This is a genomic window from Prevotella sp. Sow4_E9_plate (assembly GCF_052116205.1).
Lineage (GTDB): Bacteria > Bacteroidota > Bacteroidia > Bacteroidales > Bacteroidaceae > Prevotella.
Map to the genome: position 1 here is coordinate 44020 of NZ_JBQKLN010000004.1, position 19740 is coordinate 63759.

14 protein-coding genes are annotated in these 19740 nt (G+C 47.8%); 9 read left to right on the plus strand and 5 right to left on the minus strand.

Annotated features, from left to right (window positions below; all coding sequences use genetic code 11):
• The first annotated feature begins 7 nt into the window (after positions 1 to 7).
• Both ACTQ53_RS02620 and ACTQ53_RS02625 read left to right on the plus strand, forming a co-directional pair.
• Complete coding sequence (locus tag ACTQ53_RS02620) at positions 8 to 496, plus strand: S26 family signal peptidase (protein ID WP_441931912.1); 489 nt, start codon at positions 8 to 10, stop codon at positions 494 to 496.
• 46 nt (positions 497 to 542) lie between these two features.
• A complete protein-coding gene (locus ACTQ53_RS02625; protein ID WP_441931913.1) occupies positions 543 to 1262 on the plus strand; it encodes a WbqC family protein in 720 nt (239 codons plus the stop codon).
• A 61-nt stretch (positions 1263 to 1323) separates the two neighbouring features.
• Here ACTQ53_RS02625 and ACTQ53_RS02630 read toward each other — a convergent pair whose 3' ends face one another.
• The gene (locus tag ACTQ53_RS02630; protein WP_441931914.1) at positions 1324 to 2010 is read right to left on the minus strand and encodes a hypothetical protein; all 687 of its coding nucleotides are present in this window, start codon (positions 2008 to 2010) and stop codon (positions 1324 to 1326) included.
• A 581-nt stretch (positions 2011 to 2591) separates the two neighbouring features.
• Between ACTQ53_RS02630 and ACTQ53_RS02635 the strand changes: the two genes are divergently transcribed.
• Positions 2592 to 4268, plus strand: a complete 1677-nt coding sequence (locus tag ACTQ53_RS02635) for a hypothetical protein (RefSeq protein ID WP_441931915.1) — start codon at positions 2592 to 2594, stop codon at positions 4266 to 4268.
• A gap of 208 nt (positions 4269 to 4476) precedes the next feature.
• Positions 4477 to 6966, plus strand: a complete 2490-nt coding sequence (locus tag ACTQ53_RS02640; RefSeq protein WP_441931916.1) for a hypothetical protein — start codon at positions 4477 to 4479, stop codon at positions 6964 to 6966.
• 1154 nt (positions 6967 to 8120) lie between these two features.
• Here the strand turns inward: ACTQ53_RS02640 and ACTQ53_RS02645 are convergent.
• A complete protein-coding gene (locus ACTQ53_RS02645; RefSeq protein ID WP_441931962.1) occupies positions 8121 to 8783 on the minus strand; it encodes a GDSL-type esterase/lipase family protein in 663 nt (220 codons plus the stop codon).
• Between the two features lie 140 nt (positions 8784 to 8923).
• Positions 8924 to 10270 carry a M16 family metallopeptidase gene (locus ACTQ53_RS02650; protein ID WP_441931917.1) on the minus strand — a complete coding sequence of 449 codons (1347 nt, stop codon included), beginning with the start codon at positions 10268 to 10270 and terminating at the stop codon, positions 8924 to 8926.
• A gap of 119 nt (positions 10271 to 10389) precedes the next feature.
• Here ACTQ53_RS02650 and ACTQ53_RS02655 point away from each other — a divergent pair, with 119 nt between their 5' ends.
• The 3 genes from ACTQ53_RS02655 (at position 10390) to ACTQ53_RS02665 (ending at position 14067) form a co-directional block, all read left to right on the plus strand.
• Entirely contained in the window at positions 10390 to 11325 is a 936-nt protein-coding gene (locus ACTQ53_RS02655) for a carbohydrate kinase family protein (protein ID WP_153122171.1), read from the plus strand.
• A 117-nt stretch (positions 11326 to 11442) separates the two neighbouring features.
• On the plus strand, positions 11443 to 12630 hold the full coding sequence (locus ACTQ53_RS02660) for an FprA family A-type flavoprotein (RefSeq protein ID WP_441931919.1): 1188 nt from the start codon (positions 11443 to 11445) through the stop codon (positions 12628 to 12630).
• A 186-nt stretch (positions 12631 to 12816) separates the two neighbouring features.
• The gene (locus ACTQ53_RS02665; RefSeq protein ID WP_441931964.1) at positions 12817 to 14067 is read left to right on the plus strand and encodes an ATP-binding protein; all 1251 of its coding nucleotides are present in this window, start codon (positions 12817 to 12819) and stop codon (positions 14065 to 14067) included.
• 96 nt (positions 14068 to 14163) lie between these two features.
• On the opposite strand, the gene ACTQ53_RS02670 is transcribed toward ACTQ53_RS02665, so the two are convergent.
• Complete coding sequence (locus tag ACTQ53_RS02670; RefSeq protein WP_441931921.1) at positions 14164 to 14697, minus strand: TIGR00730 family Rossman fold protein; 534 nt, start codon at positions 14695 to 14697, stop codon at positions 14164 to 14166.
• A gap of 218 nt (positions 14698 to 14915) precedes the next feature.
• On the opposite strand from ACTQ53_RS02670, the gene ACTQ53_RS02675 reads away from it, so the two are divergent.
• Positions 14916 to 16292 carry an alpha/beta hydrolase family protein gene (locus ACTQ53_RS02675; protein WP_441931922.1) on the plus strand — a complete coding sequence of 459 codons (1377 nt, stop codon included), beginning with the start codon at positions 14916 to 14918 and terminating at the stop codon, positions 16290 to 16292.
• Between the two features lie 179 nt (positions 16293 to 16471).
• Complete coding sequence (locus ACTQ53_RS02680; protein WP_441931923.1) at positions 16472 to 17920, plus strand: AAA family ATPase; 1449 nt, start codon at positions 16472 to 16474, stop codon at positions 17918 to 17920.
• Positions 17921 to 18085: 165 nt separating this feature from the next.
• On the opposite strand, the gene ACTQ53_RS02685 is transcribed toward ACTQ53_RS02680, so the two are convergent.
• Positions 18086 to 19669 (minus strand): DUF3843 family protein, encoded by a 1584-nt coding sequence (locus ACTQ53_RS02685; RefSeq protein WP_295347747.1) that lies wholly within the window; start codon positions 19667 to 19669, stop codon positions 18086 to 18088.
• Positions 19670 to 19740 lie beyond the last annotated feature (71 nt).

Genomic DNA, 19740 nt, shown 5'->3' on the forward strand with positions numbered 1-19740 from the left:
GATAGATTTGAAAATCGCAGTTAAATTCCTAATAGCTTTAGGTTTGTCGTTGCTCCTGGTATGGGCGGTGCGAACCTTTGCTTTCACTGTCTTCACGGTGCCCGCCGGAGGTCTTCCTCCGCAGCTGAAAGCAGGCACTCGGGTGATAGTGGATAGGATTGACTGCGATTTTTTCAATCGCGGCGATGTAGTTGTCTTCACCGATTCCGTGTTTGCTCCGGCTAAGAATCAAACCAAGGTCAAAGGTCAGAGACAGACTGGAAATCAAGTTCAGCCTAACCCCCGGAAATTCGTCTCAGAGGCTTATTTCATCGGTAGGATAGAGAAGCTTCCGGGCGATACGATTCTCATCGATACGGTGAAGTATATCATTCCTACGGTGTGCTGTAAGCGCTGTGGCTGCAAGGATTGCCGCTTCTATCTCCTGAAGACCCCAACCGGGCAGCAGGTGGTGCATAAGCATCAGATGATAGGCAAGGCTTACAAGCTGTTCTAAACGTAAAGAGTAATCATAAAGTTCAAATCTCAAAGTTCAAAGTAAATTGAAAGCCCTTCTTTCCTCCACATATTTCGGTCCCATCCAGTGGTATCAGAAGCTGAACCGCTACGATGAATGCCTGATAGAGCGCCACGAGAGCTTTATCAAGCAAACCTATCGCAACCGTATGATTATCCCGACCACCAGCGGCCCCCTCTCGCTCACCATTCCCACCAATCACGACATCTCCCTGTCGATGAAGGACATCCGCATCTCCGACCACGCCAACTGGCGCCACGTCCACTGGAATGCGCTTCTCTCCGCCTATGGCGAGAGCCCTTTCTTCGAGTATTATCAGGACGACATCCGCCCCTTCTACGAGAAGAAATACGAGTTCCTCTTCGATTTCAACATGGAGACTACTGAGAAGATGATAGAGCTCCTCGACATCCGTCCCAAGATTTCAATCACGGAGGAGTATATTTTAAGTGAAGAACGAAGAGTGAAGAGCGAAGAAACAACGTTCGGCGGCCAAGGGGAAAGCCAATTTGATAGCATTGCTGATCATAAAGTTCAAAGTTCAAATCTCAAAGTTCAAAGTAAAGAAGTTCAGAGTATATTTGATTTCCGCGATGCTATTCGCCCTAAGAAGCCGCTTCCTGACGCAGAATTCGTTCCCAAGCGCTATTATCAGGTCTACGGGCAGAAGCACGGTTTCCAGCCGAATATGAGCATCCTGGACCTCCTCTTCAATGAAGGCAACGAGGCGATATTCTACCTATAAATCATCAAGGTAGAGTATCGCCTCGCTCCTTTCTTATAATTCAATGAGCCTGGTTCTGTAATTAGAAGTAGTAGGCAAGCTTTGCGCGCAAGCCATTGTGATCGATTCCGTATTTATATTTGCTGCCGTCCCAGCCTGCCGGCTGCTTGTAAGTGGAGGACATGCCGCCAAGATTCACGCCAGCCGACCAGTGCTTGCTGAGCATGTATTCGCATCCCATTTCCGCATAGACGCCAAAGCCATCTACGGTGGCGAAATCGTCGTCTGTGCAGGCGTAGCCAAGGCTCAGCAGCAGATTCCAGATGAAGCGCTTGTTGGTCTTGTAGGCCATTTTGTAACCCGCACCGATGAAATAGTTCATGATTACATCGTTGACGTCATTGCCGCCGTTTCTAGGGATTTTCACCTTGGTTCTGCTGCCCACGCCATTAATGGAGAAGCCGATATAAAAAGGACGGCGGGTGCCCTTCAGTTTCCACAGATGGGCGTATTCCATGGTCACGTCGAAGCCGGTAGGCGTTCTGCCCAGTTTATCGCCGTTGGCCGTAAGAATTTCGTTGCTGAGCCATGAATATCCGCTGCTTACGCTGATGCTGTTGGCTGGCAGATAGCGCTTCTCGTTGTCTGCATCTTCTACCACAACCTTCTTCTCCTGCTCTTGCGCGCAGGCCTTCTGTGAAGGAATTCCACTCAAAAATAGCGCTAGTGAGGCGCATGCAGCCAATTTTGCTGCTAATTTTGAATTCATACGTTTAAAAATTTATTGTTAATATTTTGGCAGCAAAGGTATTAAAAAAAACGGAATCCCATAGAACATGCATGAAAAATATATAGAAAATGTAACGTTAAAAAAACTAATCCATAGTTTTCTGCCCCGCAACTCATGGTTTTCTGCCAGGGAAGTCATGGGTTGGCCGATGTGAAATCGTAGTATTCTGCCTTCTCTTGTCCTTATTCTAACGATAAATGATGACCGGCCCTGGTCATCATTTATGACCCGTTAAAGCCTTCATATAAGCCCATTTAGCCCTCATCTCCCGTTGCTCCATTCTCCTCCTCATCAACCGGGCAGAGTTAACAGGTTAACAGTTAACACCCCAAAAATGCATACTCCCCCTCCCACACATATAAAAATAAGTATATATATATATAATATAATAAGGTACGCAAGGGGGAGGTAGGAAAAAACAGCTGTTAACTGTTAACCCTGTTAACCCCTGCCGCTCCCAGATGCTCTTTTAGGAAATTTAAACAAGTATGCTTGGTGGTGTCATCAAAAAAACGTACTTTTGCGGCTGACAACAAACAATATCAAACATAAAAACGACAATGAAGAAACTGAAATTCCATATAGTAGGTCTTACCCACAACGACGTGAAAGGTCGTGAGGTAGAATACGCCAGGGAGGCAGAGGGCAGAACCATCTGCCTTGTGCCCGATGACGCCAATCCCTTTGATATGCTGGCTGTGAAAGCTTACGACAAGCAGCTTTTCATCGGCTATGTCTCAGCCCTGGAAGGCGAGGACGTAAGAGCCCTCATCATCGCCCGGAAGGGCAGAAACCTGCGCACCCGATGCCTGGGCTGCAACAGCAAGGAGGGAGGCGATGAGAAGTCGGGACTCCAGCTGATAGTGGAGGCGCGGGTAGACGTATCAGAGCAGGAGATAGAGCAGGCGCGCAGGGAAATCTATGATGACGGAATCTATGACGACTGGCACTATTCCGGTCCCATTCTGCCCATCGACAAGCTGACCCGTTTCAGCGATTGCACCATGATGCTGGAAGGCGTCATCAACGACATCATCAGCATTCAGGAGCAACTCTCACGGGATTCAGATTCCTCTCGTGATTCAGATTCCTCTCATGATTCAGATTCTTCTCGTGATTCAGATTCCGCTGAAGCCGATAAGAACCCTCTTGATGCCGATTCCCGGTCGGCGCTGGAGGCAGAGCTGCGCGACAACCTGGAAGAGGCTAGGGAGCGGCTCAGCAGCTTCATGGAAATACAGCGAAGCGATTATTCGCGCGAGATGACGCAGACGAGAAACCGCATTCTCAACAACCTCGACCTCATAGACGATGAGGAAATCCATCGCATGGGCGAGCAACTCTATACGGAGATGGGATTCATTACCAGTTCCGCTTATCGTGAGCGTGCAGCCCAGTCTTTCTTCGTAGAAGCGCCTATCGCCATCAAGAAGAAGCAGACGGGCGCCTACGACTATAAGGACCAGCTGGACGCCATAGAACAGCAGCTGCACGCCTTTCCCTATTCGCTCTATCCCACGTTCAAGGCCGACCCGGTAGATTTCCTCCGCCAGGTGTTCTATAAGCGTGTGCCCCGCAAGAAGATGCTCCAGCTGCTTTCCGGCATCGTCCTGATGATTATAAACGGCAGGGTGAATGACGTGAAGCAGTGGGGAAAACACGGTGATGCAGCATCGCTGGAGGCGATGAAGGCGATGAAGGCGGTGGGTGCCAAGCCTTCGAACGAAGTGAAGAAAGAGAAATTCTTAGAACTGGTTGATTTGGTAATTCCGAAGATAGCGGTTTATAAGAAAAAAGGCTGTTCTGAAGTGCTGGTGAAAAGTCAATCCGACTGGTTCCCTGTGTTCCGCCTCTTAAACGGGTGGGGGCTATTCAATATGGGAACTCCTACAGCCTTCTGCAAACATCTGGCCCACCTGTATGAAAAACTACCTCCGGAGAATACGGAGCGTGCTCCGCTCTGCAAATGGAAGGATCTTGCGCAGGTGAAATCTACACCATTCGAATATGCGGCTCTGGAATGGTGGAAACTTGATTCAGATAAGTTGGGCTCGGTAAGCATAGAAAGATTCAATCATTATTGCGATATTGTGAATGCTTTCAAGAAGATTTTGGGCGAAACATCCTATTTGGAGAATGTGGATTTGAAGGAAATCTTGCCGAAACTGGTGGATAAGGAAGTGCCAGCCCCGGACATCAAGAATGATGACGAGATGACGGCGGGAGATGGTAGCTAGCGGGGTATATTAATACCTCGCTTATACCCCTCTTATACCCTTTGATGATTCTTTATACCTTGTTTTATACCCTCCTTATACCCCTGCTTTTTTATTTCAGAAAAAACTTGTAAACGGCTTTTTTTTTGTTTATCTTTGCATCGCTTTTCGGAAGAGAAGTGGCTGGTTTTCAATAATCCAGTCATTGTATAATCTAAATAATATTCAAATGGTAAACAACAATCTTTCTTTTGATGAATGCAAGCAGATGAGCAGCCGCCTCATTGCCATGAACCCTAATCGCAATGCAAACATGGGGCAGATTGCTACTTATCTCCTCGATTACTACACCGAGCTCACCAAGCAGTCCTGGCTCAGCACCCTCGTGGGGCAGATTCGCGACCTTACCGCCAAGCAGAATCAGATGGGCGAGGAGCAGAAGCAGACTGAGGCCTACAAGCAGCTCGACAAGCAGATTACTGCACTCAAGAAGCAGCTGCCTTTCCGTTCGCCTCACTACTTCCACTTCCTGGACGACCACCGTGCCCAGAAGTCCATCGACCCGGAGGCTTTCACCTTCCAGACTACCGTAGACATCGATAATCCGGAGGAGGTAGAAGGAGCCGTGAAGAGAGCCCTGCTCCTGAACGGAATGTTTGATGAGTCCCAGGAGAAAGTCGCCCGTGAGCAGATGTTCACCGCCGATGAAATCGAGCTTTGGAAGGGAAAAGTACTTCATGTGGAACGCTCGGCACGCAACAAGGCCCACATCGACATCCGCATCCCTGTAGGGATGACCATCGCTGAGGCTCAGAGCGCCTTCTGCAAGCTCATCCATGCCACCGAAGACCCAAGCTGCGTTACGCCTGAGCGCATCATCTTCATCACTGATGCTGCCAGCCAGATTTATACTGCCGACGACTGGTACAAGCACCTGGATAAGGAAGCTGTGGCTGAATATCGTGAGGCTTACAGAAAGAGAGGACTGGATATCGACGGCCGTCCGATGGATATTGATTCCGCTCCAACCGTAGATTTCCAGCCTGTCGAGAGCGAGGAGGAGAAGGCGAGAAGGGCTGCCAATATCGTGCAGTATGAGCAGACCTACGATGGCGTTCCTTATGAGGAGATTACCAAGGCGCTGGTGGATTTGATGGGCGGCGCTCCTGCCCATGGCAACCGCAACAACTTCATCTATCGTGAAGCCTGCCTGCTCAGATACATCTGCAATAGCGAGGCGGCTTGGATTAAGCAGGTAATCGAAATCTTCGGCGAAGACGAGGAGAAGGCGTTCGCCTCTGTAGAGAGCGCCTGCAAGGTGGCTCAGTCCTCTGAAATGCCCCAGCTCGTGAAGCAGGCGGTGGAGCTCGCCCGCAAGAATCATCTCGCCAAGCAAGCCACCGAGAAGGCAGGAATCTACGCCGAAGTTCCGCCCCAGTTGCCTGCCAAGCTGCCTAAGCTCATCAAGCTGCTCACCAGCAAGGTAGAGGATGATTTCAAGGCACCTGTGGCGATGGCGGTCTTCCCTCCGCTGGCAGCTCATCTCAAGGGCGTCAACTTCCGCTACATCGACAATCAGGTGCATGAGGCGGCTATGATGAATCTGCTCGTAGCGCCGATGTCGTCAGGCAAATCGGCGGTAAACGGACCTATCAACAGCATCATCGAAGACCTGGTGCAGATGGATAAGGTGAACCGTCAGAAGGAGCAGGAATGGAAGGACGAGGTGAACACCATGGGCGACAACAAGAAGAAGCCGGTGCGCCCGGAAGACATCTGCATCCGCATCGTTTCGCCCGACCTTACCCGTGCTGCCTACATCCAGCGTCTGGACGATGCGCAGAAGGCTGGCGATGCCTATCTCTACTGCAAGATGGACGAGGTGGACATGCTCAGGAAGTTCAACGACCCTAGCCAGCTGATTCGTCTCTGCTGGGACAATTCAGAGGACGGTCAGGAGCGTGTGGGCACCAAGAGCGTTACTGCCCGCGTGAAGACCCGTTTCAACTGGAATGCTTCCAGTACCATCGCCGTTACCCAGAAGTTCTTCTCGGTTCGTGAGGTGGCTGATGGAGCCGTGAGCCGCCTGTCACTTGCCACCATCTTCCGTTCAGAGTTTGCTCCTTGTCCGGTTGTGGGGGAATATGATGCGCAGTTCAAGTCGCAGCTGGCTCCTTACATCCATCAGCTGAATGCCGCCAGCGGTTTCAAGGAGTGCAGGAAGGCTCGCCAGCTTATCGAGCGCCTGGGCAGTGAGCTCATGGAGCTGGCTCAGCTGGCTTACAACAAGCCTTACGCCGAGTTTGCCAAGCGTGGTTTGGCGAATGGTTTCCGCAGGGCGATGGTGCTTTATCTGGCGAATGGCGAGAAGTGGGAGAAGGCGATAGAGGATTTCATCGTATGGAGCGTGAAGTATGATTTGTGGTGCAAGATGCGTTTCTTCGGCAATCAGATGCAGGAGGCGATAGATGCAGACAACCGTTCTATCTATCATGCATCCGGTGTGAGCAATCTTCTGCTCTTCGTTCATGATACTTTCGATAAGGCAGAGATTCAGGAAGTCTGCATGGTTCATGGCACCAAGACCAAGCTTGCCGTTCTCCTGTGCACCTGGAAGAAGCGTGGCTTCATCGTGAAGAACGAAGACGGCACCTTCTCCAAGACCGCCAAGTTCATCGGCAAGTACGGGCACTACGGAACGCCGGGAATGGCTGCGTAGAATAGGTTAGGCACGGATTATGCGGATTACACGGATGTTCTATGAGATTATGAATGCGTTTTGATTGACTCCCGTCAGGTGTCCCGGCGGATTTGCAATCCGCCGTCAAAAAGATTCGACCTATTAAAATCGGGGGATTTGCAATCCCCCAACACCAATAGGGAAAGCAATCTTGCTTGCTGCGGATTTCAAATCCGCAGATTTTCAATAGGTAAGGACCTTTTTTAACGCCGGATTTCAAATCCGGCGGGACGCCTATCGGACGTATTTTTTGCTTGATGCCTAGCGAAAGGCTCCTTCGCTTTTATCAGTTCGCCCTGAACCAACGGTCACCGGCCGAAGGTAAAGGGCAAAAGTTATGCGGATTACATGGATGTTCTATGAGATTATGAATGTGTTTTAATTGACATGAGAGGCTTAAATCCGTGTAATCCGTGTAATCCGTGCCTGATTTCGTAATGGGAATGTAAAGGTTCTTGACCTTAATCAAGAAATCGGGGTGTTCTGAAACTTTTCTCCTGAAATGTTTGTGCGCGAACACAAAAGTTCGTACCTTTGCATCGGAAATAAGAAAAAAGGATAAAAGATTGATAATATCAGGATACGAAAGGTATTGATTATAAGGAAGAAAGATTGATTACATCAGGATACGAAGGTATTAGAATCTAGGTAAAGATTGAAAAAGGGATAACAATAAAAGATTGTTAATAAAAAGGATAAGTTTGATTTAAAGTTAAGAAAGGGAAAAGTTATGTTAGTATTAGGAATTGCATTCGCAGCAGTAGTAGCATTTGCTGCAACAGTTGGTGCAGCAAGCAACAAGCTCGCTTAAGTAATAAGCCAACGAGGTAAGGAACTTTAAAAGTTCAGAAAACAGTAATTGAAGCAAAGTAGGAAGCCAATATGGGCTTCCGAGATGCAGAGGGAGAGTCAACAGGGCTTTCCTGGGATTGAGGAGCGGATGATGCTCCTTTTTTCGTTTAACATTGAATATCAGACAGACATACATATATATAAAAGGAAATCGGGTTGGTTAACAGTTAACAGCCCGATTTTCTTTGTTTATATCCCTATTCGAGGATGATTTTGAGATTTACTACATAGAAGAAATTACGTAACTTATTGATATGTAGGTAAATATATCTCTTTTGAATTTATTTTCCAAGATATGGCTTCAGGATTCTTACCCAGTTCTGGTAGCCTTTTCCGAGCAGATGCAAGCCATCGTTGGTATAATCCGGGTTCATGTCCTGGGTTCCAGGAGCCACGAACTCAGAGAAGAGGTCGATGTAGGTCAAGCCACGGCGGTTGGCGATTTCCTTGATCAGGGCATTGAGGGCAGGAACATCCTTCTTGCGGCTCATGTGGTCAACAAACATGTTGAACTTTGGGTTCAGCGGCAGAACGCTCTGCAGATAGAGTCGGGTAGAAGGAGATTCGTTCTTGATCCGTTCAGCAATCTCATCGATGTCCTTGGCGATGTCCTCGACGTTGCGGCCGCCGGCGAGGTCGTTAATGCCGATGAGCAGGAAGATCTTGGCAGGCTTGCCCTTGGTGATGACGTGGAGGCGGTCGAGCATGGTATCAGCTCTATCGCCGCTGATTCCTCGGTTCTTGACGTGTGGGTTGTCAAGCAGTTCTGCCCATTCACCTCCGTTGGTGATGCTGTTGCCCAGGAAAATGATGTCCTTCTTGCTGGTTGGGAGAACTTCAAAGAGTGTAGCTCTCTGATCAAAGAAAGTTGTGTGCTTGCGTCCTTGAGCCTGTAAGGTAGTGCAGGCGCAGAGAAGGCAGATTGATAACATGATTTTTTTCATCATAAATTTTATATTAAGTTAGTTATTAAATGTGTATTTTAAAGCTTTTGCCCTTTCAGGGCGTTTGGGGCGTTGCCTCTGCCTTTCAGGGCGTGTGGGCAATGGCTTCTGCTTTTTGCTTTTTGGCTTTCTGTTAAGAACTACTTGAAAATCAGGGTGGTGAGTCTGTCTTTATCAAACAGCTCCTGAGCCACGGCTTGAATCTGGGCGGCGGTAATCGCATCCACCTGCTCATAGAGGCGGTCAACGTTCTTCTCCCAGCCATAGTGCAGGAAGCTCTTGCCGAAGTCGAGGGCGAAGTTCTCACGGTTGTCGCAGGCCACGCCTATCTGACCCTTGATCTGTTTCTTGGCAGCCTTGAGCTGCGCATCGCTCAATGGCTTCTGTATGAACTTATCCAGCTCCTTGCGGACCAGTCTGAGGCAGCGCTTCACATCGTGTTCATCGCATCCGAAATAGATGCTCCAGGTGCCCGTGTCGCCATAAGCCACCATCGTGCTTTCTACGGTGTAAACCAGTCCGTTGTGCTCTCTGAGGGCGAGGTTCAGCTTGGCGTTCATACCCGGTCCGCCCAGCATATTATTGAGCAGATAGAGCGGCATTCGGCGGTCGTCGTTCACATCGTAAGCGCGGGTTCCTATCATCACATGAGCCTGATGCGTATTCTTCTGCATCACGATTGTCTGGCCAGCAACTTTACTTTGAACATTGAACTTTGAGCTTTGAACTTTATGATTTGCATCGCCTGCTTCCATTTCTTCCGTAGGTGTTTCTTCCGTAGGCGTTTCTTCTGCAATCCTTTCTTCCGTAGGCGTTTCGGCGGATTTGCAATCCGCCGAGCAAGCAAGCTCTCGGCCTTTTGGGCACTCTCCCAAAGCCTTCCTGATAAGCTTCACCAGCTTCTTGAAATCGATATCCCCGTATGCGAAGAATATCGCATTATCCGGCCGATAAAGCTTCCTTGTGAAGCGGAGCGCATCCTCCGTCTTGAAGGAGCGAACCTGCTCGGCAGTGCCCAGGATATTATGCCCCAGCGGCGAACCCTTGAAGAGGATATTCTCGAATTCATCATATATCAGTTCGGCTGGCGAATCATTATAGCTCTCAATCTCATCGCAGATCACCTCCACCTCCTTGTCTATCTCCGCTTGCGGATAAACCGAGTGGAAGACGATGTCGGAAAGCAGGTCCACTGCTCTTGCGATGTGCTCCTTCAGGATGGCAGAGTAATAAACCGTGCCCTCCTTGTTGGTGTAGGCATTCAGGTCGCCGCCCACGCTCTCCAGGCAGTTGAGAATGTGCCACGCCTTGCGTCGCTCGGTGCCCTTGAAGGTGACGTGCTCGCAGAAATGCGCCAACCCCTCCTCGCCCGGCTCCTCGTTGCGGGTGCCGGCGTTTATCTGGTAGCCGCAATACACCACCTTGCTATCCGATGGCAGATGGATGATGCGGAGTCCGTTGTCTAATGTATAAGTATTGTATTTCATTTCAAGGTGCAAAGTTACATTCAAAATGTAATTTATCCAAAATATTGGGCATTTATTTTGCATTATCGCCAAAAAGACTTATCTTTGTCCCCAAAAACAATATAAAAGAGACATAAACAATGCGTAAGGTTATAGGAATAGGAGAGACCGTGCTTGACATCATCTTCAAGAACGGCAAGCCGATAGAGGCAGTACCGGGTGGCTCATCGTTCAATGCAGTCATCTCGTTGGGACGTGCGGGCGTGAATGCTTCGTTTATCAGCGAGGCGGGCAACGACCGTATCGGAGAGTATGTGATTCAGTTCTTGAGAGATAATGGGGTGAATGCTGACAACGTGAGTATCTTCCCTGATTCGAAGTCGCCACTCTCGCTGGCGTTCCTCGACGAGAACAACAATGCTGACTACATTTTCTACAAGGATCATCCTCACGACCAGCTGGAGTTTGCCACTCCCGAAATCAATCCCGATGACATCGTGCTCTTCGGTTCGTTCTTCGCCCTGAATCCTGTGGTCCGTCCTCAGGTGGCAGGCTTCCTGGAGTACGCCAAGAGTCGTGGCGCCATCCTCTATTATGATGTAAACTTCCGCTCTTCTCATCAGCATGAGATTATGAAGATTACACCTAATCTGATAGAGAACCTGGAGCACGCCGATTTCGTTCGTGGCAGCCACGAGGACTTCGGAATCCTCTATAAGAAACCGGAGGCTGACAAGGTGTATAATGCCGAAATCAGTTTCTACTGCAAGAAGTTTATCTGCACCCAGGGCGCAGAGCCTGTAGAGGTTCGTGCCGAGAACGGCTTTGCCAAGAGTTATCCTTCGGAGAAGATGAAGCCGGTGAGCACCATCGGTGCCGGCGATAACTTCAATGCCGGTTTCGTGTTCGGACTGATCAAGGATGGAATCACCCGCGAGGATATCGACCGCGGCTTATCTGAGGCGCAATGGGATAGCCTGCTTGCATCGGCCCAGGATTTCTCCACCGAATGCTGCAAGGACATCTACAATTATGTTTCCAAGGAATTCGGAGAAAGAAAAAACTTGGAACTTTGAACTGGGAACTTTGAACTTTATGATTAGTAGAAGTTGTTTGAGAAACAGCATATCATAAAGTTCAAAGTTCAAATCTCAAAGTTCAAAGTTCAAATCTCAAAGTTCAAAATAAATAATATGACAGAAATTACAAACAAGATTTATTACGTAGGCGTTAACGACCGCAACAAGCATCGTTTTGAGGGCCTCTGGCCATTGCCTAACGGAGTGAGCTACAACTCGTATATCATTGACGATGAGAAGGTAGCGCTGGTAGATACTGTAGAGGTAGATTTCTTCACCCAGTTCCTCGAGAACATTCACGAGGTGATTGGTGACCGTGAAATCGATTACCTCATCATCAACCACATGGAACCTGACCACAGCGGTTCCATCGCCCTCATCAAGAAATATTACCCTAACATCAAGATTGTGGGCAACAAGAAGACCCTGGGAATGCTCGAAGGCTTCTATGGCGTAACTGATGACGTGGTAGAGGTGAAGAATGGCGAAACCCTCTCTCTGGGCAACCACGAGCTGAGCTTCGTTCTCATCCCTATGGTTCACTGGCCAGAGACGATGGTAACGCTTGATGCGAAGAACAAGGTGCTCTTCTCGGGCGATGCCTTCGGCTGCTTCGGTGCGCTGAACGGCGGAATCATCGATATGGAAATCAACTGCGAGACTTTCTGGCTGGAGATGGTTCGCTACTACTCAAACATTGTGGGTAAGTATGGAATCCCTGTTCAGAATGCCTTGAAGAAGTTGGCTGGCGTGGAGCTGGATTATATCTGCTCAACCCATGGTCCTGTTTGGCACGAGCATATTGAGAAGGTAATCGGCATGTATGATAAGATGTCGAAGTACGAGACGGAGCCGGGCCTCGTTATCTGCTACGGCACCATGTACGGCAACACCGAGCGTATGGCCGAAATCATCGCCCGTGCAGCAAGCAAGGCTGGCGTGAAGAACATCGTGATGTATAATATCTCGAAGACTCACCACAGCTACATCCTGCGCGACATCTTCCGCTACAAGGGTCTTATCGTGGGTGCTCCAACCTACAATGCCGGTCTTTATCACGAGATGGAGGTTCTCCTCTCTGAGCTTGCCAATAAGGACATCAAGAACCACCTCCTTGGCTGGTATGGTTCTCATTGCTGGGCAAGCAAGGCTGTGGCTAAGATTCAGGAGTGGAACGAAACCAAGCTCCACTACGAGCCAGTGGGTGAGCCGGTAGATATGAAGCAGGCGATTACTCCAGAGGTCAAGGCGAAGTGCGAGGCTCTGGGTAAGGCAATGGCTGAGAAGCTGCTGGCGGAATAAAAGTTTAAGGGCGGAAGAACAACTGGGTTAACAGAGTTAACAGTTAACAGTTGTTTTTCCGCTCTTTCTTTGTTTAAATACCTTAAATATTCCGTGTAAATTACGATAAAACTTGGTGAAGTCGAGTAAAAAGTGTACTTTTGCTGCAAAAATATGTGTCTTGACACGAAAATTTTCAGTGAAATGATGTATTTTGAGCGCAAGGAATATCTAGATAAGCTTATCTCTGCCGAAGGCAATGGGATGATAAAGATTATCACTGGCATCCGCCGATGTGGTAAGTCTTTCCTCTTGTTCAACATCTTCCGCAAGCATTTGCTTGAAAGAGGTGTTGCGGAGAACCATATCATACAGGTAAATCTTGAAGACCGTAGAAACAAGAAACTTCGTGACCCTGATGCTTTGCTGGAGCATATAGATGCTCAGATGGTTGACAAGGAGAAGTATTACATTCTCTTGGATGAGGTTCAGATGGTAAAGGAGTTTGAGGATGTGCTCAATTCCTATCTTCATGTAGAAAATGCTGAGGTGTACGTAACTGGTTCCAATGCCCGGTTCTTGTCAAAGGACGTAATCACAGAGTTCAGAGGACGAGGTTGGGAAATCCGTATTCATCCATTGAGCTTTTCTGAATACTACGAGGTTGTGGGAGGTGAGATGCAACAAGCTTTGGAAACCTATTATCTGTATGGTGGATTGCCTGCTGTGGTGCAGATGGAAAGCCCTGCAGCCAAGCAAAACTATCTTCGAGAGATTTATGAGACCGTTTATCTGAAAGATGTATTGGATCGAAATCGCTTGAAGAATCCAGAGGGAATGAAAGAGCTGGTACGTCTCCTTGCATCTACGATAGGTTCTTGTACCAATGTCTTGAAAATCTCCAATACGTTTAAATCGGCTGGTGGAGTAGAGATAAGTGGCAATACTATCAGCAGGTATTTGGAATACCTGCAGGATTCCTTCATCATCAGCGAGGCTTTGCGCTATGATGTGAAGGGGCGCAAATACATTGGTACTGGTACCAAGTATTATTTCGAGGACATCGGTATTAGAAATGCCGTGGTAGATTTCCGACAGATAGAATTCACCCATATCATGGAGAATGTGGTTTATAACGAGTTGCGGAAGCAGGGGTATACTGTGGATGTGGGGTCAGTGGAGAACTTCAGGCGGGATGAGAATGGCAAACTGCAGCGTAGGAATCTTGAGATAGATTTCGTGGTGAACCGTCATGATGAACGCCTCTATATCCAGTCGGCTTACGCCTTGCCGGATAAGGAGAAGGTAAATCAGGAGCAGGCTTCTCTTTTGAATATAAACGATGGCTTCCGCAAACTGATAATCGTAGGGGATAGATATCGTTCGGGTTATAATGAAGAAGGCATTCTGATGATGAGCCTCTCCGATTTCCTCTTGGGGAAAGAAAATAAGGGATAGATGGTCTTGAAGAAAATATCAAGAGCGGAAGGACAACAGGGGTTAACAGAGTTAACAGTTGTTTTTCCGCTCTTTCTTTATCTTTATATAGGATTTTTATGCCTCGCAGAGCCTTGCCAATTCTTCCAGGTTATTCGCCACTTCAATCACATCTCGCCAATCGCCGCGAATCATGCTTTTCTCTGCCATATCATCCAACAGAGCGATGGTGGAGTTCCAAAAGCCTTTCATGTTGTAGAGAATCACCATCTTGTGGTGGTAGCCGATGGTGTGGGCGGCGGCGATGGTGAAGATTTCATCCAGGGTGCCGACGCCGCCAGGAAGGGCTACGAAGATGTCGCTCTGGGCGAGCATCAGGTCCTTGCGGTCGCTGAGATTATCACATGGAATCTCGATGTCGAGGTCTGGGAAGGTTCTGCCGCCTCGCTCTACAAGCGTAGGAACCACACCGATGGTTCTGCCGCCATTCGCCTTTACTGCCTTGCCGATGCAATCCATCAGACCGGAGTTGCAGCCGCCGAAAACCAGGTCGTGGCCGTTCTCAGCCATCCACTTTCCCATCTCTTCAGTCATCGTGAAGAAGTCGGGGTCGATATTCTTATTTGCTGAACAAAAAACTGCTATTTTCATATTGCTTTATCTTCTATTTGATAATGTTTTATCCGTTATTTATTGATGTTTTATCTTCTATTTGCTAATGTTTTATCCGTTATTTATAGATGTTTAGGCAAAGGTACGCAAAAAAATCGAGATTATTAGGCTCTTTTTGCGGATAATTTCTTAATTTTGCAAACTATAACTAATCTTATAAACAGGAAGATAGATTTCTAACAAAACAAGACAAGAGAATGAAAAGGATTATCGCATATAGTATTATAGCATTGTTGCAGGCGTCGGTGTCGCTTGCTCAGACCCCTGTGTCGCTTGCACAACCCCCTGTGTCGCATGCGCAAACCCCTTCGAAGCCAAAGCTTCAGAAGCGGGAGAAGTATGAATGGCAGGGAGAGATTCCTACCTATGTAGAAACGCTGAAGAAGGAACTGACCTATCCGATGGCTTGGGGAAACAGTCCGATTAAGAACTTCAAGAAGTGGAAGAAGGCGGCAAGGGCGAAGGTATTCGAATGCATGATGACGCCTCCGAAGGCGGCTGCGGCTTGGGATATGGAAGTATTGGGCGAGGAACAGAGAGACGGATATAAAGCGCAGAAAATTGCCTTCAATATCAACGCCTATTCCCGAATTACGGCTTATCTCCTGATTCCGGATTCTGAATACGGAAAGAACTCGAACGCAGAAGATGGAAAGAACTCGAAAGCAGAAGATGGAAAGAACTCGAAAGCAGAAGATGGATTGCTGCTTTCTGCTCAGAATAAGAAAGCTGGAAAATTCCCAGCCGTGGTGGCGCTCCACGACCATGGTGCCCATCTCTTTATCGGAAAGGAGAAGATGATTCGCCCTTTCTTTATCGCTTCTGAAGAGCAGGATGCGGATGGGAAGATTTCTGAAAAGAAGAAGGCTGCCAACCAGGAAATATTGGATGATGCGGATGCGTGGATAAACCAGCTTTATGAGGGGCAGTACGTGGGCGATTACCTGACGAAGCATGGCTATGTGGTGCTTTCGATTGATGCGCCGATGTGGGGAGAACGAGGCCGGAAGGAGGGCGTGGACAGAAACAAATACGACCTGATAGCCGGCAACATGATGATGCTGGGTAGAGACCTCTCTGCCTTCATGACTTACGATGATATTTCCAGTACCGAGTTCCTGGCTTCGCTGCCGATGGTAGATGCGAAGTGTATCGGATGCGTGGGCTGTTCGATGGGAGCCTATCGCTCGTGGATGCTCTCTGCATTATCGGATAGAATCAAGGTGGGTGCTTCTATCTGTTGGATGATTACCACCGATGCTCAGCTTACCCGAAGATTTGGAAGAAAGGAGAATGGCGGTTTTGCGAATTGCATCCCAGGGTTGAGGCAATATCTCGACTATCCTCACATCGCCTCTCTCGCCTGTCCGAAGCCGATGCTCTTTATCAACGGCACAAAAGACAAGCTCTTCCCTGTGCCTGGTGTAAAGGATGCTTTCGCCGAAATGCACAAGGTTTGGAAGAGTCAGGGAGCAGATAATCTGCTGGATACGGAGCTTTGGGAAATTCCTCATTCCTGCGGTTTGAAGGCGCAGGAGAAAATGCTGGAGTTTCTGGATAAGAATCTGAAATAGGGGTTAACAGAGTTAACAGTTAACAGCTGTTTTTCTGTACCTTCTTCTCTAAAATATCAAAAGTCTACTACGCTAACCCCTTAAAAAATGGCGTTAGCGTAGTAAACTTTTGCGTTTTGCTTGTGTTTCCCGAGAAAAAGTTGTATATTTGCACCCAACAAAATATAAAGTTTGCAAGTATGGGTACTTTTAATGGAATTATAGGAAGACAGCGTGAGATGGCTCTGTTGCAGGAGATTTACGAATCTCCTAGGGCGGAGTTCGTGGCTGTTTATGGCAGAAGACGTATCGGTAAGACCTATCTTATCGACAAGTTCTTTGGCGATAAGTACGACTTTTATATGACGGGTATCTATGAGGGTACCCGTAAGGAGCAGTTGGCAAACTTTGCCCATCAGCTGGAGTTTTATTCTCATAAGGATCAGAAAACTCCAAAAGACTGGATGGAGGCTCTGTTTATGCTTCGCAAGTATCTGGAGACATTAAAAAAGGAAAAACCAGTACTCTTGTTCTTTGATGAAATGCCTTGGCTGGATACCCGTTATTCTCGCTTTCTCAAGGCTTTCGAACTGTTTTGGAACGAGTGGGCTTCGAAGCAGGACAATCTGAAACTGATAGTTTGTGGTTCGGCAACCACCTGGATGACGAATACCTTGCTGGGCAACAAGGGCGGTTTGCACAATCGTGTGACTCGCTCCATCTATCTCCGTCCGTTCAATCTGGCAGAGACGGAGGAGTTTCTGGTTTCAAGAGGATTCTCGATGGAGCGCTTCCAGATAGCCGAGTTGTATATGGCGATAGGTGGAACCCCTTTTTATCTCAATATGCTGAATCGTTCGCTGAGCGTGGCGCAGAATATCGATGAACTCTTCTTCTCATCCAGTGCCCCTTTGAGAAGCGAATATGGCTTTCTCTTCAAATCGCTCTTCAAGGAATCCACGCTCTATAGAAGGGTGGTGGAGGCTTTGGCTAAGAAACTGAAGGGAATGACTCGCCCTGAGTTGATAGAGGAGCTGAAGGTGGAGGATTCCGGGTATGTTTCTACCGTGCTCTCTGACTTATGCAACTGTGATTTCATCCGCAAATATTCGGCTTTTGGCAAGATGGATAGGGATTTCATGTATCAGTTGACCGACCTGTATTCGCTTTTCTATCTGAAGTATGTGAAGAACTATCATGGTGAGGATGAGCATTATTGGAGTCATCGCCAGATGGATATTTCCAGTTGGGAGGGCTATGCTTTCGAGCAGGTTTGTCTGCATCATATTCCTCAAATCAAGAGGAAGTTGGGAATCGGTGGTATTCTGTCGAATATCTGCACGTGGTCGTGCCGTGCTTTTACGGATGCAGAGGGTAATAAGCAACCTGGGGCACAGATTGACTTGATAATTGATAGGGGAGACAAGACGATTAATCTCTGTGAGATGAAATTCGTGAATCATCCTTATTCCATCACTCCCGATTATGCGGCTTGGTTAATCAAGCGCAGGGAGTTGTTCAAGCAAGCTACAGGAACGAAGAAGACTCTCCATCTAACGATGATAACTTCGTATGGTGTGGAGCATAATGCCGGTTGGCAAAACATTCAGAACGAGGTGGTGCTGGATGATTTGTTCAAAGTAGAATAACATGGTTTTTATGCTGTAGTATTTCTTTATTGCAAGCAATTTTTAAATTAGTGATTTTGAAATAACTAACTGAGAAAATACTAGAATATAAAAGAGCGGAAGAACAACCGGGGGTTAACAGAGTTAACAGTTAACAGTTGTTTTTCCGCTCTTTTCAATATGATTTTACCATAATTCAGCAGGCGATAGATCCTTGTCCTTTCTGCCCATCAGATAGTAATCGGCAAGGAACTGGATGTAAGCCTGGGTAACCTTCAAACCGATTTCTCTTACATATTTGCTGGTGAAGAGGTTGGCATCAGGCAACATATTGTTTTCTATCAGCTTGCACACAATCTCGTAAGGGAATGGACGGCCCAAGCCAGAGATGATATTGAAGCTGTCGAGCTCTGCATGCTCAGCGTTGTAATATGGATTCTCAGGCGATGCGATGCAGTGGGCCATACCGAAGCAGATATTGATTCCGGTATATGGACTTCCGCAAACGATGATTCCCTTCTCGTACTTTGGAGGGAACTTGATGTTGGCTGGTAATTCGAAACCAACTTCCTTTAGGAAACTCTTCAAGGTCTTGACATCCTCCAGGAAGATGAACTTATCACCGTAGCCCTTTGCCTTGAGCAGGTTGTAATCGTTGATAGGCTGCTCGTGGTTCACCTGAGCCTTCTCTGCCTCAATCTGCTCCTTGTTCTCCTCGTAGTTTGGGTTCAGCAAAGCACCCGTCTGCCACCAGTCGCCACCGAAGTAGAAGAGATTGGTAACCATCAGCTGCTCGCCACTGAGGAATGCGCTGGCATCTTCGATATTGGTAGAATCCTTTCGAACTCTATATAACTTCTCTTCCTCAGCATCCTTATCAGAAGCATCTTTCTCAGAAGCATCATACAAATCCTTCAGATAGAAGAAGTTCTCATCCTCCTTGATCATCTTGAAGGCACGGGTGCCCTTGTAGTCGATTTCTGTCCAGAGTTTGTGGGCAGGATGATGTTCGCTCACCTTGGCAAGCCATTCGGCAGAGGTGAGGGCGAGGAGGTTGTTGCGGCTGTTCATCGTATGCTCTATCTGGATAGAGTAGGCGATGACATCATTGAAGCCCTGTGGAGAGTGGGCGAGGCGCTCCAGCTCCATCTGAAGGCGGAAGCGGTTTCCCACGTTGAAGAAGCAGCCATAGTGGAACCAGGCTAAGGCATCGCGATATTCATAGAACTTGTCTTCATCGGTTGGCAATTCGCAAAGGAAATCGTAGAGACGCTCGTTCTCCGGCGCTGTCTCGTATTCCTTGTCGAGCACATTATAAGCCATCTTGGCTGCCAGCTCCAGGGTGCTAAACAGGAATGGTACAGGTTCCTGCACATAACTGCTCTGCTGGTAATGGTGCCAGCACAGGAACTTGATGTCTGCATAGTTGATTTCGTCAGGATCGTATGGAGACTCATCATCGTTCAGCGTATTCTGGATAAATTCCTTCTCGTTCTCGTAGAAAGGAATGTAAGTGCCATAGCGCTTCTTGCATTCTGCAGTAAAGGTCTTCCAGATGCAGGTACCTGAGATGACGTCCTCAAAGTAGCCGGCGATGCTGAGTGCAAGCTGCTTGGCTTCTTCCACGTTCTTAAACTGGTGGGTGAAGCACGCCTCATCGAGGGCATGGTATATTTCGTTAGCCAGTTCTGTATAGTACTGATCTACTTCATTTGGTTTCTCGTATGGATGCATTGTCATCCATTCTTGGGTGAAAATTACCTTTTTCATATCTTTCGATTCTTTGTTATTCGAGGTTATAATCGATATTCGTTGTGATGCGATGTCGTTATTTCTCGGGT

Excerpts from the sequence above, each read along its gene's own strand:
- ACTQ53_RS02630 (WP_441931914.1), bottom strand. The coding sequence starts at position 2,010 with ATGAATTCAAAATTAGCAGCAAAATTGGCTGCATGCGCCTCACTAGCG.
- ACTQ53_RS02635 (WP_441931915.1), top strand. The coding sequence starts at position 2,592 with ATGAAGAAACTGAAATTCCATATAGTAGGTCTTACCCACAACGACGTG.
- ACTQ53_RS02640 (WP_441931916.1), top strand. The coding sequence starts at position 4,477 with ATGGTAAACAACAATCTTTCTTTTGATGAATGCAAGCAGATGAGCAGC.
- ACTQ53_RS02645 (WP_441931962.1), bottom strand. The coding sequence starts at position 8,783 with ATGAAAAAAATCATGTTATCAATCTGCCTTCTCTGCGCCTGCACTACC.
- ACTQ53_RS02650 (WP_441931917.1), bottom strand. The coding sequence starts at position 10,270 with ATGAAATACAATACTTATACATTAGACAACGGACTCCGCATCATCCAT.
- ACTQ53_RS02655 (WP_153122171.1), top strand. The coding sequence starts at position 10,390 with ATGCGTAAGGTTATAGGAATAGGAGAGACCGTGCTTGACATCATCTTC.
- ACTQ53_RS02660 (WP_441931919.1), top strand. The coding sequence starts at position 11,443 with ATGACAGAAATTACAAACAAGATTTATTACGTAGGCGTTAACGACCGC.
- ACTQ53_RS02665 (WP_441931964.1), top strand. The coding sequence starts at position 12,817 with ATGTATTTTGAGCGCAAGGAATATCTAGATAAGCTTATCTCTGCCGAA.
- ACTQ53_RS02670 (WP_441931921.1), bottom strand. The coding sequence starts at position 14,697 with ATGAAAATAGCAGTTTTTTGTTCAGCAAATAAGAATATCGACCCCGAC.
- ACTQ53_RS02675 (WP_441931922.1), top strand. The coding sequence starts at position 14,916 with ATGAAAAGGATTATCGCATATAGTATTATAGCATTGTTGCAGGCGTCG.
- ACTQ53_RS02680 (WP_441931923.1), top strand. The coding sequence starts at position 16,472 with ATGGGTACTTTTAATGGAATTATAGGAAGACAGCGTGAGATGGCTCTG.
- ACTQ53_RS02685 (WP_295347747.1), bottom strand. The coding sequence starts at position 19,669 with ATGAAAAAGGTAATTTTCACCCAAGAATGGATGACAATGCATCCATAC.